Source organism: Streptomyces griseorubiginosus (genome assembly GCF_036345115.1).
In the GTDB taxonomy this organism is placed as follows: Bacteria; Actinomycetota; Actinomycetes; order Streptomycetales; family Streptomycetaceae; genus Streptomyces; species Streptomyces griseorubiginosus_C.
Window position 1 is genome coordinate 4,928,771 of record NZ_CP107766.1, and the last position, 25,186, is coordinate 4,953,956.

Sequence of the window (25,186 nt, forward strand, 5' to 3'; positions counted from 1 at the left end):
TCCTGCACAGTTCCCCGCGCCCCCGACCTCCCTGAACTCAGCAGCTCTTCTTCGAGGCAGTGGCGGCCGGCTGCGGATGGGCCAGCGCCGTCAGCGCCTTGTCGGCGGCGGCCCTGGGGTTGAGGCTCTTGAACGCCGACCCGATGATCAGGTCGACCTCCGCCCCCTTGCGCGCGTCCGTACGGGTCTCGGCGGCGGCGAGCTGCGTGCCCAGCACCGGCAGGGACGTCTTCAGCGCGGAGGCAGGACCGAGCAGTATCCCCGTGCCCTTGACCTTCTTGTCGTAGGCAGCCGTCGCGTTGCCCACGTCCCCGATCCTGAAGCCCCGCTTCTTCAGCTCGTCCGCGGTCTTCTTGGCGAGGCCGCCCCGCTTCGTGGCGTTGAAGACGTTGACGGTGATCTGGCCCGGCTTCGGGTAGGCGGCGGCAGAGGGGGACGCGCTCGCCTTGGTTTTGGCCGCGCAGTCGGCCTTCGGGCCCGCCGCCGACGCCTGGTCCCCGCCACCCGTGAACACGTCGATCAGCTGGAGCGTGCCCCAGCCGACCAGGCTCAGCGCGGCGACGGAGGCGACCACGCCGAACACGAGCCTGCCGCGCCGCCGGGGCCGACGCATCCGGGGGTACTTGTCGCCCGTGATCCGGTACTTACCGCCCATGCCGGGGGGCGTCAGCATGCTCATGGGCGCAGCGTAGTGCGCTCCGGCGGCAATGCCTACTAGATGATCATTGACCCGCGCGCAGGAGAACCCGAAAGGGTCAAACCTTTACAGCGCGGTCACTCAGTCCAGCTCGAGCACCCGCGCGTGCAGCACCTGTCGCTGCTGGAGCGCCGCCCGCACCGCGCGGTGGAGGCCGTCCTCCAGGTACAGGTCGCCCTGCCACTTCACGACATGCGCGAACAGGTCGCCGTAGAACGTCGAGTCCTCGGCGAGCAGGGTCTCCAGGTCGAGTTGGCCCTTGGTCGTCACGAGCTGATCGAGGCGGACCGGGCGCGGTGCGACGTCCGCCCACTGCCGGGTGCTTTCCCGGCCGTGGTCGGGGTACGGCCGGCCGTTTCCGATGCGCTTGAAGATCACACGGAAAGCCTACCGGTCAAGACCTTCCGGGCGCAGCCATGGCGGGCGAGTGCGACGCTTGAAAAAATGCCCAAAACCGGGGCATAGCGGGAACAGGGGTCTGGTATGAGCGAGCGAAGGACCACACCCGGGGGCGTCACGGGGGTTCCCGCCGGAGCAGCCGACCGGTCCATGCCGGAGGCAAAACCCGCCTCCGGCGCCCTCCCGCAGCCGGCCCTGGAGATCGCGTCGGGCTACGCCTTCACCGGCCCCGCCCTCGATCTGGGCGCGCTCCTGTGGGACGGCGTCTGTCTGCCGGACGCGCAGGTCAGGATCCCCCTGCCGATGCTCAACCGGCACGGGCTGGTGGCCGGCGCCACCGGCACCGGCAAGACCAAGACGCTCCAGCTCATCGCCGAGCAGCTCTCCGCGCAGGGCGTGCCGGTCTTCCTGGCGGACATCAAGGGGGACGTGTCGGGGATCTCGGCGCCCGGTGCGCGGAACGAGAGGGTGCAGGCCAGGGCCGCGGACGTACACCAGGAGTGGGTGGCCACCGGGTTCCCCGCCGAGTTCTACGCCCTGGGCGGCATCGGGCACGGCATCCCCGTGCGGGCCACCGTCACCAGCTTCGGGCCGGTGCTGCTGTCCAAGGTGCTCCAGCTCAACCAGACCCAGGAGCAGTCCCTCGGCCTGATCTTCCACTACGCCGACCAGAAGGGGCTCGAACTCCTCGACCTGAAGGACCTCAGGGCCGTCGTCGCCTTCCTCACCTCCGACGAGGGCAAGGCCGAGCTGAAGAACATCGGGGGCCTGTCCACGGCCACGGCCGGGGTGATCCTGCGCTCCCTGACCGCGTTCGAGGCGCAGGGCATGGCCGACTTCTTCGGGGAGCCCGAGTTCGACACCGCCGAGCTGCTGCGGACGGCGAGCGACGGGCGGGGGCTGGTGTCCGTCCTGGAGCTGGCCGCCGTACAGGACCGGCCGCAGCTGTTCTCGACCTTCCTGATGTGGCTGCTCGCCGATCTCTTCCACGACCTGCCGGAGGTCGGGGACGCCGAGAAGCCCAAGCTCGTCTTCTTCTTCGACGAGGCGCATCTGCTCTTCAACGGGGCCTCGAAGGCGTTCCTCGACTCCCTCACGCAGACCGTCCGGCTGATTCGCTCGAAAGGGGTCGGCGTCTTCTTCGTCACGCAGACCCCGAAGGACGTACCGGCCGACGTCCTCGGCCAGCTCGGCAACCGGATCCAGCACGCGCTCCGCGCCTTCACCCCCGACGACCAGAAGGCGCTCCGGGCGACCGTGAAGACCTTCCCCGACTCGACCTACGACCTGGAGGAACTCCTCACCGGGCTGGGGACGGGCGAGGCCGTCGTCACGGTGCTGAGCGAGAAGGGCGCCCCCACGCCCGTCGCGGCGACCCGGCTGCGCGCCCCCGAGTCCCTGATGGGGCCCGTCGAGGCGGCAGCCCTGGACACGGCGGTCAAGGCCTCGGCCCTGTACGGCCGTTACGCACAGGCTGTGGACAGGGAGTCGGCGTACGAGAAGCTGAGTGCGCGGGGCGCCAAGGGCCCGGACGAGATGGCGGACGAGGTGAAGGCACCGGCCAGGAAGCCGAAGGACGACCCCTCCGTCGTCGAACAGGTCGTCGGCAGCGGGGTGTTCAAGTCCCTCGCGCGGTCGCTGGGCACGCAGCTCGGGCGCGAGATCACCCGCTCGATCTTCGGTACGGCCCGGAGGAGGCGGTAGCCGAAGGGCCACGCCTCCTCCGGGCCCCGGTGGATCAGCCGCGCTTCGGTTCCTTCACCGGCGGCTTCCGGTCCTGGTGCTGCGCCTTCGGCGCACTGCGGGCGGCTTCCGCGCGCAGCAGGGCGCGCAGGATCGCGTACGGGTCGGTGGGCATGGCTGTGTTCCTTGTTCCTCGCGTGAGTTCTGAGCCGGCCGGGTGAAGCGGGCTCTCTCAGCAGCGCAGGACCACGGAACGCAGGGCGGGCAGCGCGTACGGCGGCCGCGGGGGCTCCGGGAGCCGACGGCTCTCGGCGACGGCGGGTGCCGTCCCGGGGAGCGGGGCGGGTCGCAGGGGTACGGCCGCTGCCGTGCGGTGGGCGGTACGGGTCGGTGGCCGCAGGGCCGTGTCCAGGACGTCGTACTCGGCGACCTCACCGGCCACGACATGTACGGCGTGCGCCTGTGCGGGGGCACCCGGCACCAGCAGCACGAGGAGCAGCACGAGCGCACGCAGCGGACCGAGCCGGTGCGGAAGGCGTCGTACGGTGCTCACCCAAGTCGTCTCCCCCTCCGACGCGCGCGCTTCCTCACATCGGCGCGGAGATTCACCCGGTCGCAGCAAGGGGGGCGGGCCTTTGGGGCGGTCGGCAGGCTTGTGGACGCGCGCGTGGGGTGCGGGGTCTGCTGCGAGTCACTCAACGCCCCGATCGCAGCGGCGTACCGAGCGCACCGGCCCGGACCGGCGGACGCCCCGCGGGACCAGCCGTCACCGGGCTCACGCGCGCCGACGACGACCAGCCGTCCGCCCGACTAGGCCTTCTTGGTCGCCTTCGCTGCCTTCGCCGCCGCCTTCATCTCCTGCTTGTGGGCGCGGACCTTCGTCAGGGACTCGGGGCCCGTGATGTCGGCGACGGAGCGGAAGGACTTCGGCTCGCCGTACGCGCCGGCCGCCTCCCGCCACCCCTGCGGCTGGACGCCGAGCTGCTTGCCCAGCAGCGCCAGGAAGATCTGCGCCTTCTGCTTCCCGAACCCCGGCAGCTCCTGGAGGCGGCGCAGCAGCTCCCGGCCGTCCTCGACGCCCTTCCAGACCAGCTCGGCCTCACCGTCGTAGTGCTCGACGAGGTACTGGCACAGCTGCTGGATCCGCTTGGCCATCGAGCCCGGGTAGCGGTGCACGGCCGGCTTCTCGGAGAGCAGCGCGGCGAAGGCCTCCGGGTCCTGCGCGGCGATCTCGTGCGCGTCGAGGTCGTTCGCGCCGAGCCGGTCCGCGATGGTGCGGGGCCCCTTGAACGCCCACTCCATCGGAACCTGCTGGTCCAGCAGCATCCCGACCAGCGCGGCGAGCGGGGACCGGCCGAGGAGTTCGTCGGCCTCGGGGTCCTGGGCGAGGTGAAGGGTGACGTCCATGCCCCGATCATGCCCCCGCGCCGGTCATCGCTCCACGTGAGGGCTGGTGAGAGCCGCGCCGAAGTAGCCCTTGACGCCCCGGACGGTGATGCCGGCGCTCTTGCCGCACAGGTTCACCGAGCCCTTGAGGACCGGCCCGGAGGCCGAACCGCGGGCGATCCACAGGCAGCCGTCGTTGTTCTCGGTGGGCGCGGCCACGACCGTCTCGGCCCTGCCGTCGCCGTTGAGGTCGGCGAGGTGGACGGCCTGGCCGAACGCGTCACCGGTCTCCACCGCGCCGGGCACGTCGGTCGTGTCCTGGGTGTACCCGGCGGCCTTGGCGGTGGTCAGGCCGGTGGCGGAGCCGCGCAGCAGGACGGCGGTGCCGGCCCTCATGCGGGTGCCCACGGCCTCGTCGGGGGAGCCGACCAGGACGTCGGCGTACCCGTCCTTGTTCACGTCGCCGACGCTCAGCGACTGGCCGAACCGGTCGCCCCACTCCGCGCCACCCGGCACGCCCGCGGTGTCCTGGTGGAAGACCCTGGGCTTCTGGGCGGCCGAGATGCCCTGCGCGCTGCCGTAGAGGACCTGGATCTCGCCGCCCTTGTGCGCGGCGGCCTCGCCGGTGTTGTAGTCGTCCTCGGCGATTGCCGTGACGAGGTCGCCGTAGCCGTCGCCGTTGACGTCACCGATCTGTCCGGCGTGGCCGTCGGCGTAGGGGAGTTCGATCGGCCGGACGGCCGACGGCATGGCGTTGGGGCCGGTGGCGCCGGGATAGGAGAAGACCGAGCCGCGCAGGTCGTCGTCCGAGGGGCCGGGCAGCCAGAACTGCTCGGCCAGTCCGTCGCCGTTGACGTCGCCCATCACCACGCCGCGGGTCTCGCCGAAGAAGTCCATGCGGACGGCGCCGCGGGCCCTGCCGGTGCGGGTGAGGGGTCCGGTGTAGGAGGCGGCGTCGCAGCGGGAGCCCACCGCCAGTTCGGGGGCGCCGTCGCCGTTCATGTCGGCGGTGGCCAGGGACATGCCGAAGCGGCAGTAGGTCCTGCCCTCTCCGTACCCCGTCGGCGGGGCGACGGTGGTGCCCCCCTTGAGCCCGTCCGGGCCGCCCCACACCACCGTGACGGTGCCGCGCAGTTCCGCGGCGCCGACGGTCTCCTCCGGGATGCCGACGATCAGGTCCGCGTACCCGTCCCGGTCCAGGTCGGCACTGGCCACGGTCCTGCCGAACTCGTCCCACGCCTCCGGGTCGCCCGGGATCCCGGTCGTGGCCTGGGTGATGACGGTCCGGCGGGTGGGGCTCACCGAGGACTTCGAGCCGTACAGCACGACGACCGCGCCGGCCTCCTCCACGCTGCCGTTGGCCGCGTTCGGGGCACCGACCGCGAGGTCCCGGTAGCCGTCACCGTTGAAGTCGTCCTGGACGGCGGCGGTGTTGGCCCCCTTGTACGGGGCGGCCGCGGACGACGTCACGGGCGTGAGCGTGACGGCGACGGACGCGGTGAGCACGGCGGCCGCGATGACGGCTCTGCGCAACGGGACTCCTCGGTAAGGGGCAACAGCCGTCCCTTACGACACACCGGCCACTCGAAGAGTTGTACGCACGGTGTGGATGCGCCGTCAGGGCCTCCAGTACCCCAGCGCGTTCACCCGCTCCTTCGGCACGCCCAGTTCCTTGCGGACGTACGACGACAGGGCGCGGGTCGTCGCCGTGTCGCAGGCGATCCAGACGTAGGCGTCCGGATGGGTCCCCAGCAGAGCGGGCAGGTCCGCCTTCGCCTGGGCGACCAGGTGCGCGCCGGAATCGAGGCGCGGGACCCGGCGGACCTCGTGGCGGGCGGGATCGGTGCGGAAGGGGAGGCCGTCGTCGCCGCCCTCGAACCAGACCGTCGCGGGGGAGGAGTCCAGCGCGCCGAGGAGGGAGTTGAGGGCGGGCAGGGAGGCCGGGTCGCCGAAGGCGAAGACGTGGGAGGGCTCGGGATCGGGGCGGTCGAAGCCGGTGCCGTGGACCGTGGCCTCGACGGTGTCGCCGGGCTCGGCCGTGCGGGCCCAGTCGCTGGCGACCCCGTCGTGCAGGGCGAACTCCAGGCTGAAGGTGCCGGCCCCGGGGTCCGGGTCGACCAGGGTGTAGGCCCGCTGGTGCGGCTTGCCCGCGGCGGAGAACCACAGCCGTACCCACATCGTGGGGTGCACGCCGGTGGCGGCGAGCATCCCGCCGTCGGTGAGATGCACCCGGCGGTACGCGTCGGTGACGTCCTCCGCGCCGGTCACGGTGAACTCGAAGTCCTTCGCGCGCAGCAGCCGCAGGACCGCGCCCTCCCAGCCGTGCCCCTGGCCCATGGTGTTTCACCCTTCACGTACGATTCCCGCACCGAGAAAACTTAGGTAAGCCTAACTTAAAGAGAAGCGGGTGTGAGGGTGAGTATCGAGATCTACCGGGACGCCTGGGGGATCCCCCACCTCCGCGCGGACAGCGCGCGGGAACTCGCCCGTGCCCAGGGCCGGGTCACCGCCCGCGACCGCGCCTGGCAGCTGGAGGTCGAACGGCACCGCGCCCAGGGCACCTCGGCCGCCTTCCTCGGCGCCGGGGCGCTGTCCTGGGACACCCTCGCGAGACGGGCGCGCCTCGACGACACCGCGAGACGCTGCTTCGCGGCCCTGGAGAGACGGGACCCGGAGACGGCCGACTGGGTGCGGGCGTACGTCGAAGGGGTCAACGAGGAGCTGCCGGCCACCGAGGCCCCGGAGTTCACCCGCACCGGCCTCGCCCCCGGGCGCTGGGAGCCCTGGACCCCGCTCGGCGTCTGGCTCTCCACGCACATCCTCTTCGCGGGCTTCCCGGCCAAGCTCTGGCGGGACGAGGCGCTACGGCACCTGGGCCCGGACGCTGTCGGCCTCTTCGCCACCGACGGCCCCGGCACCGCGGGCAGCAACGGCTGGCTGGTCGCGGGCGCCCGCACCGCCACCGGGCACGCCGTGCTCGCGGGCGACCCGCACCGCTTCATCGAGGACCCCGGCGTCTACCAGCAGATCCGCCTGTCCTGCCCCGAGTTCGACGTCCTCGGCCTCGCCGTGCCCGGGGTCCCCGGCATCGCCCACTTCGGCCACGCCGGCCCGGTCGCCTGGTCCATCACCAACGCGATGGCCGACTACCAGGACCTCTACCGCGAACGCCTGCGCCGCACGGGTGCGGGCATCGAGGCCCTCGCCCCGGACGGCACCTGGCGGCGCGCCTCCCGGCACACGGAGACCGTCGAGGTGGCGGGCGAGGAACCGGTCGAGATCGAGGTGATCGAGACCGACCGGGGCCCGGTGATCGCGGGCGGCCCGGAGGGACTGGACGGGGGAGTGCCGGCAGAGGAGGCAGCACTTCTCCACCCGCCGGTGGCCCTTTCCCTCCGTCACCCGCCCCGCGTCACCGAGGACCTCGGCTTCAGCGCCCTCCTCCCCCTGCTCCGCGCCCGCCGCACCGCCGACGTGGACCGGGCCTTCGACCGGTGGGTCGAGCCGGTGAACGTGGTGCAGGCCGCCGACACCGAGGGCGGGCTGCTGCACCGGGTCGCGGGGCGGGTCCCGGTGCGCGCGGAGGCCAACCGCCTGCGGCCCGTCCCCGCCTGGGAGCCCGGCCACGAGTGGCGGGGCTGGCACGAGACGCCCCGGGCCGCTCTCACCGACGGGGTCGCCGTGATGGCCAACCAGCGCGGCCCCGCCGCCCCCCTCGGCGTCGAGTTCGCCCCGCCCCACCGCGCGCACCGCATCACCGCCCTGCTGGCGGAGAAGGACCGCTGGACCGCGGCCGACATGCCGGCGATCCACACGGACACCCACCTCGCCTCGGCCCAGCCCCTGCTGGACCGCCTCCGGAACCTGGACGGAGTGAGCCTCGAGGCAGCGACCTTGAGGGAAACGGTTCTCCGCTGGGACCGCCGTATGACCGCGGACAGCCACGAGGCCGCGCTCTACGCCGCCGTCCGCAGCGCGGTCGTACGACGACTGGCGGCCCACCCCGCCTTCGCGGCGCTCACCACCGCGCCCGCCTACCCCGACGTCCTCCTCCCCTGGCTCGGCCTCCTCCCCAGGATCGCCTTCGCCCTCGAACACCTGCTGCGCACCGAGGAGTTGTACGGCGTCGACCGGGACGAGATCGTGCGCGGCGCCCTGGAGGAGGTGGCCGCCGAGCCGCCGCGCGGCACCTGGGGCGACACCCACCGCCTCGCCCCCTGGCGGGCACTTCCCGAGCACGACCCGGACGCCCCCGCCCTCTCCGGCGACCACGACTGCGTCCTGTGCACCTCGGCGGTCCCCGGACTCACCGACCTCGCCGCCCGCGGCCCGGCCGCCCGGTACGTCTGGGACCTGGCCCGCCGCGAGGACAGCCTCTGGGTGGTCCCGCTGGGCGCGTCCGGCGTCCCCGGATCCCCCCATCACCGCGACCAACTCCCCTTGTGGCTCAGGGGAGATCTCGTCCCGGTCGTCACCGACTGGCACCACCTGACCAAGGAAGACTGAGGAGACCGATGCCCCGCACGCCCGCCCGTGAAGCGGCCCACACCCAGACTGTCCCCGGCTTCGGCACGGTCCGCGTGCTGCGCCTCGACCCGCACGCCGACGCCCCCGTCGTGCACGCGTGGGTGCGCGAGGAACGGGCGGCCTTCTGGGGCATGAACGGCCTCACCGAGGAGCAAGTCGCCGAGATCTACGCCCACTTGGACACCCTCGACACCCACCACGCCTACCTCCTCGAGAAGGACGGCGACCCGGCCGGGCTGCTCCAGACCTACGAGCCGGCGGCCGACCGGGTCAGCGAGTGCTACGAGGTCCGCCCCGGCGACATCGGCGTCCACCTGCTGCTCGCGCCGGCGGCCGAGGGAGTCCCCACCTCCGGGTGGTCCTCGGCGCTGCTGAGTGCCGTCGCCTCGTACGTGCTGCTGGGTCTGGACCGGCGGCGGGTCGTCGTCGATCCGGACGTGCGCAACGAGAAGGCGATCGCCCGTTTCCTGAAGCAGGGGTTCGTGGCGGGCGAGGCGGTCGTGCTCCCGGAGATCGACCTCCCCGACGTCCACCTGCCCGAGAAGCACGCCCAACTGGCCTTTCTGACACGGGAGGTAGCCTTCCCGGGTGACGCCTGACGACCTCGTCGCCCACTACGGCCTGGAACCGATCCCCCGTGAGGGCGGCCTGTTCCGGCAGACCTGGGCGGGCCCGGAGCGCGCCGACGGAAGACCGCACGGCACCGCGATCGTCGCGCTGCTGACCGCGGACGACTACTCCGCGCTGCACCGCCTGCCCAGCGACGAGATCTGGCACCACTACCTCGGCGACCCCCTGGACCTGCTGCTCCTCGCCCCCGACGGCACCGCGACCACCCCCGTCCTGGGCCCGGACATAAGGAGCGGCCAGCGCCCCCAGCTGACCGTGCCCGCGGGCACCTGGATGGGCGCCAGGACCCGCGGCGCGTGGACCTTCTTCGGCTGCACCATGGCCCCCGGCTTCACCTACGAGGACTACGAGCACGGCGACGCGGCCGAGCTGACGGCGCGTTATCCCGCCGAGGCCGCGCGGATCGCGGGACTGTGCCGTCCATGAGACTCCTGGAGGGCCAGGTCGCCCTGGTCACGGGCGCGGGCGGCGGCATCGGACGGGGCATCGCGCTGCGGTTCGCCGAACAGGGGGCGGCGGTCGCGGTCCATTGCCGTACGGCGGTGGCGGCGGCCCGTGAAGTCGCGGCCAGGATCGAGGACGTGGGCGCCCGGGCCGTCGTACTGGAAGCCGATCTGCGGGACGAGGAGGAGTGCCGGCGGCTGGTGCGGGAGGCCGCGGAATGGGGCGGGGGACTGACCGCGCTGGTCAACAACGCGGGCATGCAGCCCACACGGCCGCTGCCCGGGATGACGGCGGCCCAGTGGCGGGAGGTCGTGGACACCAACCTCACCGGCGTCTTCGCCTGTACGCAGGCCGCGGTGGAGATCATGCGGCCGGGCGGGTCGGTGACCCACATCGCGTCGATCGAGGCGAGCCGGCCCGCGCCGGAGCACGCCCACTACTCCGCCTCCAAGGCCGCGATCGTCATGCACGCCCGGTCCGCGGCCCTCGAGTACGGCCCGCACGGCATCCGCGTCAACACCGTCTCCCCCGGCCTGATCGACCGCGCCGGGCTGGCGGAGGCCTGGCCGGAGGGGGTGGAGCGCTGGAGACGCCAGGCTCCGCTGGGCCGGCTCGGACGCCCCGAGGACGTGGCCGACGCCTGCGTGTTCCTGGCCTCCCCGCTCGCGTCCTGGATCACCGGACACGACCTGGTGGTGGACGGCGGGGTGACGGCGGGGGCGGTGTGGTGAGCCGCACGGAGGCGCCGGTGAGCGCTGCGTCCTCCGCGTCCGTACCTATCGGGAAGACCGCGAGCCCAGGTACGGAGTAGTGACGTGAGGTGTGAGCGTGCGCGCAGCAGCGGAGGCCGGCGAAGGCGAGGACTTCAAGGGCTGGTGCTGCTCGGCACCGTGCTGGTCCTGCTCCTCCTCGGCGGCGGAACGGCGTCGGCCCACGCGGCCCTCCGATCCACCGACCCCGGAGACGGAACCGTCCTCAAGTCGGCCCCCCGCTCCATCACCCTGACCTTCACCGAGTCCGTCGGCCTGCTCGACGACTCCTTCCGGGTCCTGACCCCCGAGGGCAAGCGCCTGGAGATCGGCGAGGCCGGCCACGGCACGGGCGGCTCGGACACGGCCAGCGTCTCCCTGCCGGCCAAGCTCGCCCAGGGCACCTACACCGTGGCCTGGCGAGTCGTCTCGGCCGACAGCCACCCGGTGTCCGGCGCCTTCACCTTCTCGGTCGGCAAACCCTCCCCGGCCACCGTCGTCGTGGACACCGGCCCGACCGAGGACCCGGCCACGGAGAGCCTCTTCAACATGGGCCGCTACCTGGCCTACCTCGCCGCGGCTCTGCTCATCGGCACCGCCGTCTTCCTCACCGCCTGCCGTCCCCCGGACCCGGCCCACCTGCGCAGGCTGCTGTGGGCGGGCTGGGGCACCCTGCTCGGCTCGACCCTGTTCCTGCTGGTGCTGCGCGCGCCCTACGAGGCGGGGACGGGCCCGGCCTCCGCCTTCTCGCTGAAGGCCTTCGAACGCACGTTGAGCACCCGCCCCGGCGAGGCCCTCCTGGTCCGCGTGGCACTGCTCCTGGTCGCGTACTTCTTCGTCGTACGACTGCTGCGGCTCGGTGAGTCGAGGCTGTCCCGCCCGTGGCAGGCGGCCGGGGCCGTGCTCGCGGTGGGCCTGGCGCTGACCTGGGCCGCCGCCGAGCACGCGTCGGCCGGGATCCAGGTGCCGGTGGCGATGACGTCCGCGGTGCTGCACGTGCTGGCGATGTCGGTCTGGCTGGGCGGCCTCGCGGCACTGCTCACGCTTTTGTACCGGGCCCCGTCCCAGCTCCCGGCCCCCGTCGTCACCCGCTTCTCCCGGCTGGCCTTCGCCTCCGTGACCGTCCTCGTCGTCACCGGCGTCTACCAGTCCTGGCGCGGCCTCGGCTCCTGGAGCGAGATCACCGGGACGACGTACGGCCATCTCCTGGTCTTCAAACTGATCGCGGTGACCCTGCTGCTGACGGCGGCGAGGATGTCGCGACGGTGGACGGGACGACTGGCCACGGCCGGCACCAAGGCGAAGCCGCCCGTCGAGGAGAAGGTGCCGGAGCGGGTGGGAGCGGCGGCGGGAGTGGCGGTGGAAGCGGCGGTGGTCGCGGAACGGGTGCGGGCCTCGGCGGTGGCCGCAGAGTGGGTGGGAGCACCGGCGGCGGCCTCGGGGTCCGTGGACGGGCCGAGTGCGGCCTCGGAGTCTGTCGGCGAACCGGCTGCGGGCGCGAGGTCTTTGAGTGAACCGGCTGCGGCCTCGAAGTCTTTGGGCGGGACTTCCGCCGGCTCGGAGTCCTCGGGCGGGACTTCCGCCGGCTCCGCGCGTTCGGACGGAGCGCCCGCAGACCCCGCGCGTCCGGACGGAGCGCCCGCGCGCCCGACCCCGGCGTCCGCCACTCCCGGCCCGGCCGGGGCGGCCTACCGGCACCGCCTGCGCCGTTCCGTCCTCGCCGAAGTGGCCGTAGGTGTCGTGGTGCTGGTGCTGAGCACCGTGCTGAGCGGCACGCTGCCCGGCCGGGCGCAGGCCGAGGCGGCCGAGGCGGGCCCGGCCTCGGGCGGACTGCCCGCCGCGTCCGTGACCAACATCCCGTTCGCCGTGGCCGGCGCCTCGGGCAAGGTGCAGATCACCCTCGACCCGGGCCGCACCGGCGACAACTCGGTGCAGGCCATCGTCTACGCGGTCGACGGCGGCCTCGCCACGGTCCCCGAACTCCGGCTGTCCTTCACCCTCCCGGCCAAGCAGATCGGCCCGATCGACGCCCAGCTGAAGGACAAGGGCGGCTACTGGGGCACGAACGACCTCACCCTGCCCCTGGCCGGCGACTGGCAGATGAAGGCCACGATCAGGGTGTCCGACATCGACCAGGTCAGCGTGACGAAGTCGGTGCGGATCGTGGGCTGAGCAGGTCGTCCATGGTCTCGGCGGCGTGTACGGCGGCCGCCGCGCAGCAGTTGTTGAACAGGACGTGGACCTGGTCGACCCGTTCGGCCAGTGCGCGCAACCGCGGTACCCACTCGGCGAGTTCGGCGCGCGAGTAGTCGTACCGGAAACGGTCCTCCTTGCTGCCGCGGCCCCAGGAGGAGCTGCGCCCGTGGAAGCGGACGACGGCCAGCCGGTTCGCGGTGACGGGGGTGACCGGCGGCAGGGAGGCAGGCAGGCCCTGACGCATGTCGACGGCGACGGCGGCGAAGCCGTACTTGTGGAGCAGCGCGCAGGTGAGGTCCCGCTGCCGCTCCTCCCACCAGGACGGATGCCGGAACTCCACGTGGACGGGCCACCCGGCGGTCCGTTCGGCCGTCTCCTCCAGGAACTGCTCGGCCCGCGCCCCCGGCCGCAGCCACGGCGGGAACTGGAACAGCACCCCGCCGAGCCGCCCGGCTTCCCGCAACGGCTCGATCCCGGCGGCGAACCGCTCCCACACCTCGTCCAACGGGACGTCCGCGAACGCTGCCTGCTTCGCCGGATGCCCGGTGAGCGGGGCGTACGCCTTCACGTCGAACACGAACTCCGCCGGCGTCCGTTCCACCCAGAGCCGGCTGTTGCGCTCACTGGGCAGGGCGTAGAAGCTGCCGTCCACCTCGACGACGGGGAACCGCCCGGCGTAGAACCGCAACCGCCGCTCCGCGTCCCGCCACCCCGACGGGTACCAGCCGCTGCGGACGAGCGCGGGGTCGGTCCAGGAGCACGTGCCGACAAGGATGTTGGTCATGGGCCCCGGGTACCGACTTAGGGTGCGGGCATGACTCCCCATGCGACATCCCATGCGGCTTCTGAGGCGGCTTCCGCGGCGACTTCCGGGGCGACTTCTGAGGCCACTTCCGCGGCGACTTCCGGGGCGACTTCTGAGGCGTATCTCTCCCAACTGTTTTCGCTAAGTGGCCGCGTGGCCCTGGTGACGGGCGGTAGCTCGGGCATCGGCAGGGCGATCGCGGGGGCGTTGGCGCGGGCGGGGGCGAGCGTGGTGGTGGTGGCCCGCAGGGAACCCGAACTGGCCGCGGTGGTGGACGAGTTGCGAGCGGACGGCTGCCGAGCGGCGTGGGTGAGCGGCGACTTGAGCACGAGGGACGGGGTCCGTACGGCGGCGGAGGCGACCGCGGCCGTCTTCGGGGAGCCGGACATCCTGGTCAACTCGGCGGGAGTGAACCTGCGCCCCCCGATGAACGACCTCACGGACGAGGTGTGGGACACCACGATGGCCGTCAACCTGGAGGCCCCCTACCTCCTGGGGCAGCGCTTCGGCCCCGGCATGGCGGAGCGCGGCTTCGGCCGCATCATCCACGTCAGCTCCCAGCAGGCCCACCGCGCGTTCGTCCAGAGCGGCGCCTACGGCGTCTCCAAGGGTGCCCTGGAATCCCTGGCCCGCTCCCAGGCCGAGGCCTGGTCCCCGCACGGGGTCACCTGCAACACCCTCGTCCCGGGCTTCGTCCTGACCCCCCTCAACGCCCGCCTCGCCGACGACCCGGAGAAGGTCGCGTCCCTGGCCGCCCGCACGATGACCGGCCGCAACGGCGTTGCCGAGGACTTCGCGGGCGCGGCGGTGTTCCTGGCGAGCGGGGCTGCGGGGTACGTGACGGGGCAGTCGGTCTTCGTGGACGGGGGGTTGTCGGTGCACTGAGGCCGTGCGCCGGAGCCAGGTGGCTCAAGGTGCAGGCAGGCGCCCGCCGAGTCATCGTGGGCGTAGGACATAGGGCGGAGGAGGGCAGCGGAGGCTTGGTGGGAACGAACCCCAAGGAGGACACCATGCGGCAGCACGACCTGACAGCGCCCCAGAGGAAGGCCTTCGAGGACAACGAGGCCGACTTCCGCAGACTCGACGACGAACTACGCGACCTCCGGGAAACCGCCCGAGCACGCCTGAGGACCAACGGCTGGGAACCCGACTCCAACGACACCCAGCCCTGCCTGTCCTGCTCGTGCCCCGATTTCGTACCCGGCGGCACCCTGGGCAACTGCAAACGAGCCGACTGCCGCCACGCACTCATCAGCCACGACCTGCCCATCTGAACACCGGGGGTGCTGATGAACGCCATCAGCCATGATCCGGGGTCTGCGTCCCCCCACGCATGGAGAAACGAGACGTCCTCCGCAGGAGCCGACCGAGACGGAAACTGAGAAGAAAAACGTCGAAGGGCCCCACCGCGAACGGTGGGGCCCTTCGACATCGTGCCCGGTGAGGCACTGGCGGAGGATACGAGATTCGAACTCGTGAGGGGTTGCCCCCAACACGCTTTCCAACTGTGGTGGTGGGGAGCTGAGCGGTGTGCAGGGGGGTTCACCTGCGTTCATTGGCGGCTCGTCACGAGGATGGGGTCTGCTCCAGGTCTCCGCTGAACGCTGATGAACCAAGCTGAATGAGACGGAAACTGAGACGGGCCCCTCCGGCGGCTGTTGTCAGTGGTCTCACCTAGTCTCCGGCCATGAGCATGATCGGTGAGTACCTGCGTGTCACGGCTGCTGAGCTTGACCGAGCGATCCAAGACCCCGACTGGGCTCTGGACTTCGTCGAAGCGGTCCAGGACTCAGAGGAGGAGTCGGAGCCTGCGCCGGCCGAGGCGCGTCACTTCAGCACGTATAAGACCTGGGATCTACTCCGCTTCCTACTGGCGCGCGCCGAGTTCCCCGTGAACGTGATCCACGGTGAAGAGCCGTTCGCCGAGGATGAGGATTGGGGATACGGGCCTCCGAAGTACTTGCGGCCTGAGCGGGTCCGGCTCGCGGCGGAAGCTCTGCGGGCCACCAGCTATGCCCAGCTCATCAGTGGCGTCGATCCTGCCGAACTGTCCAGCGCCGAGGTGTATCCGCTCGGATGGAGTGAGCCCAGCTCGCTGGAGTGGGGGCGTCCCTGGTACGACGGGCTGACACAGTTCTTCGAGGCTGTTGCCAGGGCGGACGACGCGATGCTCGTCTGGCTGGACTGACGGGCGAAGACAGCGGTGAGACCTCAGCTTGGGAAGCAAAGGGCATACAGGGCTTGTTCACTGCCTCACCTGCGGCGGAGAGATGCAGGCGCGCGGTAGGCGGGCGATCGGTTCCCCACTGTTCCCCGTGGTTCCCCGCACGATCTGGCACGGGTCTGGCACGACCTCTTCGTCCCGAGACTCTCGGCTGAGAGGTCATTGCAGTCTGATGGGCTGGTCATACCGCTGCTGATGGTCCTGTTGTTCACCTGAGGCTTCGGTGGGTGCTGTACTCCGCTGCTGTACAGCACCTCCATCACTAAGACGTCGGTGACCTGCTGACTAGAGAGCTGTGAGACCTTACACCAGCCCTTCGGCGACTCCGGTCTCCAGGGGTCTGAGCCTGTGAAGCTGCGAGGCAGGCGCGGTTGCCGATCTCCCTCGCACACCGATCCGGCATGACCTCTTCTTGTCCTGCTACAACCTGTGCTGAGAAGATTCTACGCATAGTGGCGGCTTGAGTACCTGGGAGATATGAGTGAGCCTCGATGACATTTCTGGTCTGGCGAAAGCACTCGTTACCGAGCCGATAGAGGACTCAGGAAGCGACACTTCCTCCAGGTACAACTTTCAGCATCAATGCGCAGCGCGCCACTGCTTTGCCATGCTTACCGACTCAAGACTGAAGGGAGTAATTTGCGAATGGCACGTTGATTATGTACTTATGTACGATGGCGGAGTAAACGAACTAGTTTCAGTCAAGCATCGAGAACCGCAAACCGGGCCATGGACTTTCTCGGAACTTTGGACAAGGGGTGGCCTGGCGACACTTCATGAACGCTGGAAAGCCACACCCGAGGCGAAATGTCGTCTCGTCACCAACGGCTCCATGAAGTCCACTCGCGACAGAGCCGAAGCATTTTCTCAATCTTTGTCTGCCCAAGATTCCGAAGATTACGTAAATGACGCTGCTGTCAAACTTGATTGTGATGCAGATGAGGCAAGAGAGTTCCTGAATTCGCTACGCATCGAGCACGGGATTCCCGACAGGGTTACTCTCCGTGCGCATTCGATCGTAAATCTTGTAGAAGGCACCCTAAAGGGGGCGGATCTTAGAGATTGCACCTCCGCTGAGGCTTGGGATGCTGTCGTAAATCTTGTTGCCTCGAAATCCAGAGATCTCGATAATCGCGACTTTTCATCTATTGATCTGGCGAGCCCAAAGGCACTCGACTCAGACGTCCTCACTTCCGCTAAGGTCGTCAGACGCACAATCACACGTTCTCAAGTGGTGAGCGCTCTATCATCGCCCCGAGATCAGGTAATTTCGGCTTACCCTCTCACTTCCAACCTATGGACGCGGGAGCCCGTCTCCGATTTTTTCGGCAGAAGGGAAACTCTTCAAAAAATTGAAGAATCACTGGAGGGCGGTCTAAAGCCGAATCCTGCGCTTGCGCTTATCGGGATGAGCGGCGTCGGGAAAAGTGAGTTGCTCACACAATATGCCTGGACCCGCGCGGAACACTATAAGTTCGTATGGTGGGTTCGTGCGGAGTCTCTGCAATCAATGGTAACCGACCTCTCTTTTCTTTCTGAGGAGCTTGGTTTGCCATCGCCGGATTCCGAGAGCGGACTTCAGAAATTGAAGCAGTACTTCCACAAGAATCGCGGCCTGATTCTTTTGGATGGAGCACCAGCAGATCAGGGAATTCTAAACTTCATCCCGAAAGTGACTGCGACTCAGTTCTTGATCTCAAGCCTTGACCAGAGCTGGGCAGCGAACGTGCCGACACTACGCGTCGAACCACTAAGCGAAACCGATGCGGTTGCTTTGTTGTCATCGACCCTCCCCGATGCACCTCAGGACGATCTTGTCGTCCTCAATGAAGCCTTGAATGGGCTACCACTTGCGCTGAGACAGGCCGCCGGCTACATCACTACCTCAGGAATCCCGTTGAGGACCTATACAAGTATGGTGCGTGACCGAGCACGTGAGCTCTTGAGTCGGTCAGCACCACCGGAGCACGTAGGGCTAACTGCTGCACTATCAATCACTACTGAGCAATTGCAGAAAGATCATCCAAACGCCCTTGAGCTTCTGCGCGTCCTCTCCTTTCTGGCCCCACATGGATTCCCAACCGAACTCTTCAAGATCGAGCTTCCCCCAGCCGAGCAACGGCAAAAAGAGGGCGCTATAGCTCTACCGACTTCTGTAGAAGTCGAACAGCTTGCAGCTTCCGAGCTCACAGGCATCTCGAGGAGTGCGGCGAGTCTTCTTGAACTTCTTAAGGACCACCTCTCCCTGTTTGATGCAGTGGCGGACCTTCAGCGTTTTTCAATGATTGAAGCGCAGCAGAACGGTGTTAGCTGTCATGCTCTCACTCAAGCTGTGGTGCGCCAGTCACTTACCCAACAGGAGGTGAGTGGGGCCTTGGAAGTTGCAACGGTGCTCCTAAACAAGGTCGCAAACCTAAGTCCATTCGACGCCCGTTTCTGGCCGCACTACAGGCACATGATGCCCCACTTCGAGACCCTCCTTTCCTACTTGGAGGATCACGAGCAGCTTCCTGAAAATACTCTCCTGTTTTATTCGGCGATTACTTTGAATCTCGGGATGCAAGGTTTTAAAGGTGCTAGCCTTTCATATGCCGACAAAGCGATGAGCAGGGTAAAAGGCCGGAATGATGTAGCCGTAACCACGAAAGTCTTCGTCCGCACGTTGCTCATTGAGGCGCTAACCGGTTCGGATAGGTGGGGCGAGGCTATTCGCATAGCAGATGAAACTCTGGCACTAGCTGCAGAGGGTCCGGTAGATAGTGTCTCAATGGCAACTCTGCATACCAAAAAGGCGGCAATTCTTCACTTGCAGGGTAAGTTGGAAGAAGCGCTACTCGAATTCGATAAAGCTCATGCCCATGCTGAACTTTGTGTTGGCTCAGATGACATGTCGACGCTAAAACGTGCCGTCTGGGCGAATAGAGCAACGCTGAGGCGTGAAATGGGTGATCCTCGTGGTTCAGCTCAAGAGTTCAAGACGTTGATTTCGGAGTATCCAGACGCTTCATCGCGTAACGGCCTGGCCACGCTCTACAGCAACTTGGCTCTCGCATATCTAGATGCAACGGAGTTTCAAGATGCCTTGGCAGCGTCAGAGAAGGCGCTTGAAATTGATCACGAGAATTCGGAAGGATTTCATCTTGATGCGGCGCGTGATTGGAACAATATGGGTCTAGCGCTACTCGAACTGAGTAGAGCCGACGATGCTGCCACAGCCTTCAGTGCCGCGCTTCGTATACATGAGCATCTAGGGAACGTGGGCTCAACGCTTGATCTTATCGTGCGCATGAATCTTGGCCGTGCACAGTTGGCAGGGATGGATTTTGTTACAGCGCGCAAAACCTTCGAAGACACATTGATGCGGCAGGAGGAGGTGCTTGGACCTGAGCATCGCGACGTCGCATCTACGTTGACCAACTTGGCGGTCGTTTATACAGGGATGCGACTATTTGGAAATGCGGCATCAGCAGCCCATCGGGCGGTCAAGATTGATCTGGCGGTTTATGGTGAGGGTCACCCCGAACTCATCCCCGACTACAACAACTTGGCTGGCCCGCTGATGATGGCGGGGAGCTATCGCGCAGCCTTGAAGTGGCTTCGAAAAGGTTATGGAATTGCGCTAGAGGCATTTGGTCCTGGAAACGTTAGGGTTGGATACTGCTTGGAAAAAATCGGCGTTTGTGCATATAGTAGTGGCGATTTTCCCGAGGGAATCTCCGCCATGGGCGAGGCGGTGAAAATTTTCGAGTCCAAACTTGGCGCTGATCATCCAGAAACGATGTCCTGCCGTTCCCTTCTAGGGCAAATGCGGCAGCGTAAATTCCCACTAAACTGGGCAGGTATTTGAACGCTAATGGCCGACGCCGGTGGAGCCTCAATGGGCGGTGTCAAGGTGTCACTAGCGCCGCCCCAGCCCGGCCATGGCTCGTAGGCGAGAGCCCGATTGTGGCGGAGCGGATTCCTGTGGTCTAGACAGCTCCGAGTACCGCACGCGCCTCCGACACGAAGGTTGTGCGCAGGCCGAAAAAGAGGTTGTATGCCCCAGAGCTTTCTTCGCTGATCTGGGGCAGCCCTTCATCTCTTCGCGGCGTTGCGTACAGCGCTCCTTCGAGGATCCCGGCAGCCTCGATGACGCGGTCTGCCGATCGTTGTATCGATTCGGGGCCGATGAGAGTGATGCTGCCTGAGAGGCTGGCCAGGTCTGCAACCGCGTCATGCAGCTCGTCCATGTTGTCGTCGGAAGGGTCAACAGCGAAGTTCATTGCCTTCTCTTGTGCCAACTGCGCTGCGCTGATGAACAACGTGTAGGCGGCCCTGCGCTGCTCCCTGAGCCAGTGCGCATGTTCCGTAGCGGCCTGATCTTTTACTTGATCGCGCAACGCCTGGGCGCCTGTTACCGCTCCAACACGTGCACCTCGGACGGCTGCCAGTCCCCCCGCTACGGCGCCACCTAGCGCACCGACCATGCCAGCTACTCCCGCGATGACTGCGGCGAGACCTTGATCCATGGCTGTTCATCCAACGTGAAGGAGGCTCTGATGCCTAGGCCGGCGGAGCGGCTTTGGGGTGGCGCTGCTTTGGCGCGAGTGATCATGGCCCCGTAAGCTTCAGGCGCGTCGGGCAGTCTGTGGACCTGCCCGGTAAAGCACGACGTTGGGGCCATGATCTTCGAGGCTCGCGCCAAAGTGGCTCCGTAAAGCCGTGTAGCTGGCCGCCCCAGCCACGACGTACCCCCTTCTCTGGCATCAGGTGACTGCATGCTTTGAGCGCGGCACGGGCGCCGGCCGGGCTGGAGCGGGGCGGAGACAGGAGCGCAGGCCCGGCCGGGGGCCGGGCCGCGCGCGGGGAGCGGAGCGAGCCGCCTTGAACCTGTAAAGAAGGTTGTAACTCAGTCGGGCCTGTGGGGCGCCTGGGGCGCTGTATGCGGTTTGAAGTCCCGTGCGCAGGATGGAAGCTCAACACCTTGGCGATGTGCCAAGGGTAGGAAGATCACGGGTCGGATCGTCCAGGTGATGCGGGTGTGGGCCTGGGTGATCTTCACTGTGCACGGCTCGGCCCGTAAGAGGGCTTTCCTCGTGTTGATGCGGCCGTCGTACAGCCACGTCCACGCGTCCTGAGACGCATCGGGGTCCAGTGCTGGTGAGATCGTGCGGAGTGCGACCGCTACCCATCTGTCGGCCTGCGGTGCCGAGTACGCATCGAAAGACGCCCGGAGAACCGGCCGCGTCTCGACCGTGAGGTCCTGCGTCCAGCACTCGCACCAGTAGCCCCGTTGCGGCTTGTCCATCAGCACGGGTGGCCTCCCGCGCCAGGGTCTGTGAACAGTTCCGCGGTGACCGTGTGGCCGCCGTCGCTCTCGTGGACGACGACCCGGTGGGCGATCACGCTGACCATGCCCAGGCCCCGGCCGTGCTCGGCGTCCTGGTCCCGGCGCTCGACCTTCGGCGTTGTGCCGGCGCCTCCATCGTCCGTGACCGACATTGCGATGGCCTGCGCCGATACCGCCAGGGCCAGATGGAAGCTGCCCGAGTCCTGGCCGCTGGCCGTGTGCAGGATCGCGTTCGCGCTCAGCTCGCTCACGATCAGCTCGGCGTCCTCCGCCCATGGCGATCCGCGCAGGATGTCACGGGTCCAGCGCCGCGCCCGGCTGACCTCTTCCGGGAAACCTGGGCAAGTGAGTCCCCAGACCCGTGCTGTACTCGTATACTCGTGCATACAAGTTCCTTCATGCTGGTAGGCCGCCATGTGCAGCGGGTTCGGGCTAGACGAGTTTCACGCCGTCGTGGGCGCGGATGGCAGGTGGAGACGCCGCGTCCATCGCGTCCAGGACGCGGATGGCGTACGCCTCGTCGGCAAGCTCGGAGACTTCGTCGCGGGTGGCCCAGCGCAGTGCGCGCGTCTCGTCGCCGGTGGTGGGCGTGCCGTCGGCGGCCTGGCAGCGGAAGACCAGGGAGACGATCAGGCCCGTCATGTTCTTGTAGACGCCGGTGAGAGTCGCCGGAAGGGCGATCTTGATGCCGGTCTCTTCGAGGACTTCGCGTTGCAGGGCCTCGGGGATGGTCTCCTCGCGTTCGAGGACGCCGCCCGGGGGTTCCCACTTGCCGTTGTCCCGGCGCTGGATCAGGAGGGCCCGGCCCGAGTCGTCGATGACGACTCCGGCCACGCTCACGGAGTGCGGGCGTTCTGTGCTCACGTTCCTCGGCCCTCTCGGATGGCTAGGCTCTCCACCGTAGCAACAACACTCGCCCACACGTCTAGATACCTAAAGGAGTGCACTCGTGACCCCTGCTCTTCCCTCCGGCCAGCTCGGTGATCTCGACCCCACGAGCGATCGTGCGGTCTTCCGGCAGATCGCCGACCAGCTGCGCGAGGCCATCGACCGTGGGCGATTCCGAGAGGGCGAGAAGCTGCCCTCCGAGGCGGAGCTTGTGGACCACTACGGGGTATCCCGGATGACCGTCCGCAACTCCTTCTCCATCCTCCAGGGTGAAGGACTCGTCCACGCCGAGCACGGCAAGGGCGTCTTCGTCCGCCCCCGGCCCCCCGTACGGCGGCTCGCCTCCGACCGGTTCGCCCGCCGCCATCGCGAGCAGGGCAAGTCTGCGTTCATCGTCGAGGCGGACACGGTCGGCAGTCATCCCCAGGTCGACAGTCTTGAGGTCAAGGAAGAGAAGGCCAGTCAGGACATCTCCACCCGGCTCGGCTCCGTGCGGCGGGTCCTCGCCCGGCGGCGCCGCTATCTCCTCGACGGCCGGCCAGTCGAGTTCGCCACCTCCTACCTCCCCCTCGACATCGCCCGCGGCACACAGATCGCCGAACCCAACCCCGGCCCCGGCGGCATCTACGCCCGCCTCGAAGAACTCGGCCACCGCCTCGACCACTTCGAGGAGGAGATCCGGGCCCGGATGCCCTCTCCGGACGAGGTCAAGACGCTCCGGCTGGCCTCCGGCGTGCCCGTCATCCACCTCGTCCGCACCGCCTTCGACACCGAGGGGCGGGCCGTCGAGGTGTGCGACACGGTCATGGCGGCGGACGCCTACGTCCTGTCGTACCAGCTCCCCGCGACCTGATCGCATGGGCGGCGGCGCAGTTCTAGACGGTCGGATCGCCCTCGTCCTCGGGGGCCGGTGTGAACCAGTGGCCGATGTTGGTCCACATGAAGCCCTCCCGCCACGCGGGCTTGTCGGCAGCCCAGTCGAGGAGTGCTTGCAGGACCTTCTCCTGCGACACCGTCTGCGTCTGGTAGTGCTCTGCGGGAACGCCGTCCCGGTACTCCAGCTGGTAGGTGTTGGTCTCGCGGAACAGCACCTGGATGTACCAGTTGCCTTCCTGGCCCTCGTCTTGCCGCTCAAGGAGCAGGTGATCGCCCTGATCCAGGTCGGCGAGCATCGTTCCTATCTTCGGCTTCGAAGGGCGCTTCACCGCGTGGCCCCGGCTGTTGGTCGCAATCAGCATGGGCAGAGCATGCCCGAGGGGTCTGATAATGGCCCGGTCCGTGAGGCTTCCCGAACTCGTACACCTCACCATGCATACTCGTATAGACGAGTGGGCAAGTTGTGTGGCAGGGTGATCGTCGTGAGCCCGGGAGATAGGGTTCGCAGATCGCTACATGTATAGACGAGTAGATAGGAAAACTGTCTTGCGTACCATCCGTGTTGAGACCTCCGCCGCCACGATCCTCCTCACCGAGGCTCCCGAGCCCAAGGTCCGCGACCGTCAGACCGGCGAGATCGCCAAGGACGCCGTCAGCGGTGAGGCGCTGATGACACTCGGCGTCGTCTACATCGAGGACGGCGAGTCCTCGCTGATCAAGGTCACCGTGCCGGAGGGCGGTGTCTCGGAAGGCCTGAACCTGGGCGCTCCGGTCTCGCTGCCGGGGCTCGTCGCCCGGCCGTGGGAGTCCGTGTTCAACGGCCAGCAGCGTCACGGCATCGCCTTCCGGGCCGCCGCCGTCACCCCGGCCGCGTTCCCGGCCGCCATGGGGGCCACCGCCTGATGACCGACCTGACGACACTTCTGGAGGTGGGTGGTCCCCTCGCCGCGCTCGGCGGCGGGACCGCCTACACCCGGGCCAAGTACCCGGCGGTCTACTGGTCTGCCATCGGCGGCCCGATATCCACCGCCCGCCTGCTCAGCTCGTACACATCCGTCATGGAAGCCTGCGGCCTGACCGTCGCCCCGTCCCGGCTGCGAGTCCTCGCCGTCAAGGCCACCACCCGGCGAGAGGTCCGGCCGGTCCCGCCCCGCCGGGGCATCATCCGACCCACCTCGACCGGGCTGCGCATCCGGCTGCGGCTCGCCCCCGGCCAGGAACCCGCCGACGTCGCCGCCTCGGCCGAACGGCTGCGGCATGCCTGGGGAGTTCACGCCGTCTACGTCACCACGATCAAGCCGGGTGTCGTCGAACTGCGCCTCGTCGGCTACGACGTTCTACGGCGGGTGCGCATGCCCCGCAAGACCGGCTCCGGGTTCCTCAAGGTGCCGGTCGCCCTGCGGGAGGACGCCACTCCGTTCGTACGGGACTACCGGACCGTTCCCCACCAACTCACCCTCGGCGCCACCCTGTCCGGCAAGTCCATGTACCTGCGCCACCTCGTCGCCGGACTCGCCCGTCAGCCGGTTGCCCTGGTCGGGATCGACTGCAAGCGCGGCGTGGAACTGGCGCCCTTCGCCGCCCGCCTCTCCGCCCTCGCCACCGACCCCGACGAAGCCGCCGAACTCCTGCCCGCACTGGTCAAGGAAATGGAGGACCGCTACGACCTGATCAAGGCCCGGCAGGGCATCGCGCCCGACACCCCGGACGAGGAGATCACCTCCGACATCTGGGGCCTGCCCGAGAGCGAACGGCCCACCCCCATCGTCCTGTTCGTCGACGAGGTGGCCGAACTCTTCCTCACCGCCACCCGCAAGGACGAGGAACGGCGCGACGAGATGGTCACCCAGCTCATCCGCCTCGCCCAGCTCGGCCGCGCGGCCGGCATCTACCTGGAGGTGTGCGGGCAGCGCTTCGGCGCCGAACTCGGCAAGGGCGCCACCATGCTCCGGGCCCAGCTCACCGGCCGCGTGTGCCACCGCGTCAACGATGAAGCCTCCGCCAAGATGGCGCTGGGCGACATCGCCCCGGAAGCGGTCTCGGCCGCCTGCGCCATCGCTCCCGAACTGCCCGGCCTGGCCGTCGCGGGTGACACCTCCGGTGGCTGGTCCCGCAGCCGCACGCCCTACCTCTCCCTCGGCGATGCCGCCGAGATCTGCCGCGAGTCGGCGCACCTGGTCCCCGACCTTGCCGCGCTCAAGCCCTTCCGGCCCGCCATCCCCGTACGCCCCGTCGAGACCCCGGCCCCGGCAGTCCTGCCGCACCCGGCGACCGACTGACGCACCACCTCTTCACCCGGTCGGCGTGACCGCCTCACGCCACGTCCCTACCCCTGCCATGCCCGCAACCGAAA

At 68.3% G+C, this 25,186-nt stretch carries 25 protein-coding genes; 13 read left to right on the plus strand and 12 right to left on the minus strand.

Annotated features, from left to right (window positions below; genetic code table 11):
- Nucleotides 1–37: 37 nt before the first annotated feature.
- Entirely contained in the window at nt 38–679 is a 642-nt protein-coding gene (locus OHN19_RS22205) for a LytR C-terminal domain-containing protein (protein WP_330265868.1), read from the minus strand.
- Between the two features lie 99 nt (nt 680–778).
- On the minus strand, nt 779–1,075 hold the full coding sequence (locus tag OHN19_RS22210; protein ID WP_003999914.1) for a type II toxin-antitoxin system VapB family antitoxin: 297 nt from the start codon (nt 1,073–1,075) through the stop codon (nt 779–781).
- 105 nt (nt 1,076–1,180) lie between these two features.
- Here OHN19_RS22210 and OHN19_RS22215 point away from each other — a divergent pair, with 105 nt between their 5' ends.
- The gene (locus OHN19_RS22215) at nt 1,181–2,800 is read left to right on the plus strand and encodes a helicase HerA-like domain-containing protein (protein ID WP_419249535.1); all 1,620 of its coding nucleotides are present in this window, start codon (nt 1,181–1,183) and stop codon (nt 2,798–2,800) included.
- A gap of 211 nt (nt 2,801–3,011) precedes the next feature.
- On the opposite strand, the gene OHN19_RS22220 is transcribed toward OHN19_RS22215, so the two are convergent.
- The 4 genes from OHN19_RS22220 to OHN19_RS22235 form a co-directional block, all read right to left on the minus strand.
- The gene (locus OHN19_RS22220; protein ID WP_330265870.1) at nt 3,012–3,332 is read right to left on the minus strand and encodes a hypothetical protein; all 321 of its coding nucleotides are present in this window, start codon (nt 3,330–3,332) and stop codon (nt 3,012–3,014) included.
- Between the two features lie 257 nt (nt 3,333–3,589).
- On the minus strand, nt 3,590–4,186 hold the full coding sequence (locus OHN19_RS22225) for an HhH-GPD-type base excision DNA repair protein (RefSeq protein WP_330265871.1): 597 nt from the start codon (nt 4,184–4,186) through the stop codon (nt 3,590–3,592).
- 24 nt (nt 4,187–4,210) lie between these two features.
- Entirely contained in the window at nt 4,211–5,698 is a 1,488-nt protein-coding gene (locus OHN19_RS22230; RefSeq protein WP_330265872.1) for an FG-GAP-like repeat-containing protein, read from the minus strand.
- 84 nt (nt 5,699–5,782) lie between these two features.
- Nucleotides 5,783–6,502, minus strand: a complete 720-nt coding sequence (locus tag OHN19_RS22235; protein ID WP_330265873.1) for a siderophore-interacting protein — start codon at nt 6,500–6,502, stop codon at nt 5,783–5,785.
- Between the two features lie 78 nt (nt 6,503–6,580).
- Here OHN19_RS22235 and OHN19_RS22240 point away from each other — a divergent pair, with 78 nt between their 5' ends.
- The 5 genes from OHN19_RS22240 to OHN19_RS22260 all read left to right on the plus strand — a co-directional run bounded on the left by OHN19_RS22240 (nt 6,581) and on the right by OHN19_RS22260 (nt 12,687).
- Nucleotides 6,581–8,671 (plus strand): penicillin acylase family protein, encoded by a 2,091-nt coding sequence (locus OHN19_RS22240; RefSeq protein WP_330269677.1) that lies wholly within the window; start codon nt 6,581–6,583, stop codon nt 8,669–8,671.
- Between the two features lie 8 nt (nt 8,672–8,679).
- Complete coding sequence (locus OHN19_RS22245) at nt 8,680–9,291, plus strand: GNAT family N-acetyltransferase (protein WP_330265874.1); 612 nt, start codon at nt 8,680–8,682, stop codon at nt 9,289–9,291.
- On the plus strand, nt 9,281–9,748 hold the full coding sequence (locus OHN19_RS22250; RefSeq protein ID WP_330265875.1) for a cupin domain-containing protein: 468 nt from the start codon (nt 9,281–9,283) through the stop codon (nt 9,746–9,748). The genes OHN19_RS22245 and OHN19_RS22250 overlap by 11 nt, the downstream gene beginning before the upstream one ends.
- Nucleotides 9,745–10,497 (plus strand): SDR family oxidoreductase, encoded by a 753-nt coding sequence (locus OHN19_RS22255; protein WP_330294122.1) that lies wholly within the window; start codon nt 9,745–9,747, stop codon nt 10,495–10,497. Before OHN19_RS22250 ends, OHN19_RS22255 begins: the two co-directional genes overlap by 4 nt.
- 144 nt (nt 10,498–10,641) lie before the next feature.
- On the plus strand, nt 10,642–12,687 hold the full coding sequence (locus OHN19_RS22260) for a copper resistance CopC/CopD family protein (protein ID WP_330265877.1): 2,046 nt from the start codon (nt 10,642–10,644) through the stop codon (nt 12,685–12,687).
- Here OHN19_RS22260 and OHN19_RS22265 read toward each other — a convergent pair.
- The gene (locus OHN19_RS22265) at nt 12,653–13,495 is read right to left on the minus strand and encodes a DUF72 domain-containing protein (protein ID WP_330265878.1); all 843 of its coding nucleotides are present in this window, start codon (nt 13,493–13,495) and stop codon (nt 12,653–12,655) included. The two genes, OHN19_RS22260 and OHN19_RS22265, sit on opposite strands and share 35 nt — an antisense overlap.
- 174 nt (nt 13,496–13,669) lie before the next feature.
- Between OHN19_RS22265 and OHN19_RS22270 the strand changes: the two genes are divergently transcribed.
- The 4 genes from OHN19_RS22270 to OHN19_RS22285 all read left to right on the plus strand — a co-directional run bounded on the left by OHN19_RS22270 (nt 13,670) and on the right by OHN19_RS22285 (nt 19,587).
- On the plus strand, nt 13,670–14,401 hold the full coding sequence (locus OHN19_RS22270; protein WP_330265879.1) for an SDR family oxidoreductase: 732 nt from the start codon (nt 13,670–13,672) through the stop codon (nt 14,399–14,401).
- A gap of 125 nt (nt 14,402–14,526) precedes the next feature.
- Nucleotides 14,527–14,790 (plus strand): hypothetical protein, encoded by a 264-nt coding sequence (locus OHN19_RS22275; RefSeq protein WP_330265880.1) that lies wholly within the window; start codon nt 14,527–14,529, stop codon nt 14,788–14,790.
- A gap of 413 nt (nt 14,791–15,203) precedes the next feature.
- A complete protein-coding gene (locus tag OHN19_RS22280) occupies nt 15,204–15,704 on the plus strand; it encodes a YfbM family protein (protein WP_330265881.1) in 501 nt (166 codons plus the stop codon).
- A 517-nt stretch (nt 15,705–16,221) separates the two neighbouring features.
- Nucleotides 16,222–19,587 carry a dsDNA nuclease domain-containing protein gene (locus tag OHN19_RS22285; RefSeq protein WP_330265882.1) on the plus strand — a complete coding sequence of 1,122 codons (3,366 nt, stop codon included), beginning with the start codon at nt 16,222–16,224 and terminating at the stop codon, nt 19,585–19,587.
- A 121-nt stretch (nt 19,588–19,708) separates the two neighbouring features.
- Here OHN19_RS22285 and OHN19_RS22290 read toward each other — a convergent pair whose 3' ends face one another.
- The 4 genes from OHN19_RS22290 to OHN19_RS22305 form a co-directional block, all read right to left on the minus strand.
- Nucleotides 19,709–20,248 carry a hypothetical protein gene (locus tag OHN19_RS22290; RefSeq protein WP_330265883.1) on the minus strand — a complete coding sequence of 180 codons (540 nt, stop codon included), beginning with the start codon at nt 20,246–20,248 and terminating at the stop codon, nt 19,709–19,711.
- 380 nt (nt 20,249–20,628) lie between these two features.
- On the minus strand, nt 20,629–21,027 hold the full coding sequence (locus OHN19_RS22295; RefSeq protein ID WP_330269678.1) for a hypothetical protein: 399 nt from the start codon (nt 21,025–21,027) through the stop codon (nt 20,629–20,631).
- Nucleotides 21,027–21,455: an ATP-binding protein gene (locus tag OHN19_RS22300; RefSeq protein ID WP_330265884.1), complete on the minus strand. Its 429-nt coding sequence runs from the start codon at nt 21,453–21,455 to the stop codon at nt 21,027–21,029. Before OHN19_RS22300 ends, OHN19_RS22295 begins: the two co-directional genes overlap by 1 nt.
- A 46-nt stretch (nt 21,456–21,501) precedes the next feature.
- Nucleotides 21,502–21,909: an NUDIX hydrolase gene (locus tag OHN19_RS22305; protein WP_330269679.1), complete on the minus strand. Its 408-nt coding sequence runs from the start codon at nt 21,907–21,909 to the stop codon at nt 21,502–21,504.
- Nucleotides 21,910–22,018: 109 nt separating this feature from the next.
- Between OHN19_RS22305 and OHN19_RS22310 the strand changes: the two genes are divergently transcribed.
- Nucleotides 22,019–22,810 carry a GntR family transcriptional regulator gene (locus OHN19_RS22310; protein ID WP_062244632.1) on the plus strand — a complete coding sequence of 264 codons (792 nt, stop codon included), beginning with the start codon at nt 22,019–22,021 and terminating at the stop codon, nt 22,808–22,810.
- A gap of 22 nt (nt 22,811–22,832) precedes the next feature.
- On the opposite strand, the gene OHN19_RS22315 is transcribed toward OHN19_RS22310, so the two are convergent.
- The gene (locus OHN19_RS22315; protein ID WP_330265885.1) at nt 22,833–23,195 is read right to left on the minus strand and encodes a hypothetical protein; all 363 of its coding nucleotides are present in this window, start codon (nt 23,193–23,195) and stop codon (nt 22,833–22,835) included.
- A gap of 184 nt (nt 23,196–23,379) precedes the next feature.
- Here OHN19_RS22315 and OHN19_RS22320 point away from each other — a divergent pair, with 184 nt between their 5' ends.
- On the plus strand, nt 23,380–23,736 hold the full coding sequence (locus OHN19_RS22320; RefSeq protein WP_062244627.1) for a hypothetical protein: 357 nt from the start codon (nt 23,380–23,382) through the stop codon (nt 23,734–23,736).
- Entirely contained in the window at nt 23,736–25,112 is a 1,377-nt protein-coding gene (locus tag OHN19_RS22325) for an FtsK/SpoIIIE domain-containing protein (RefSeq protein ID WP_330265886.1), read from the plus strand. Before OHN19_RS22320 ends, OHN19_RS22325 begins: the two co-directional genes overlap by 1 nt.
- Nucleotides 25,113–25,186 lie beyond the last annotated feature (74 nt).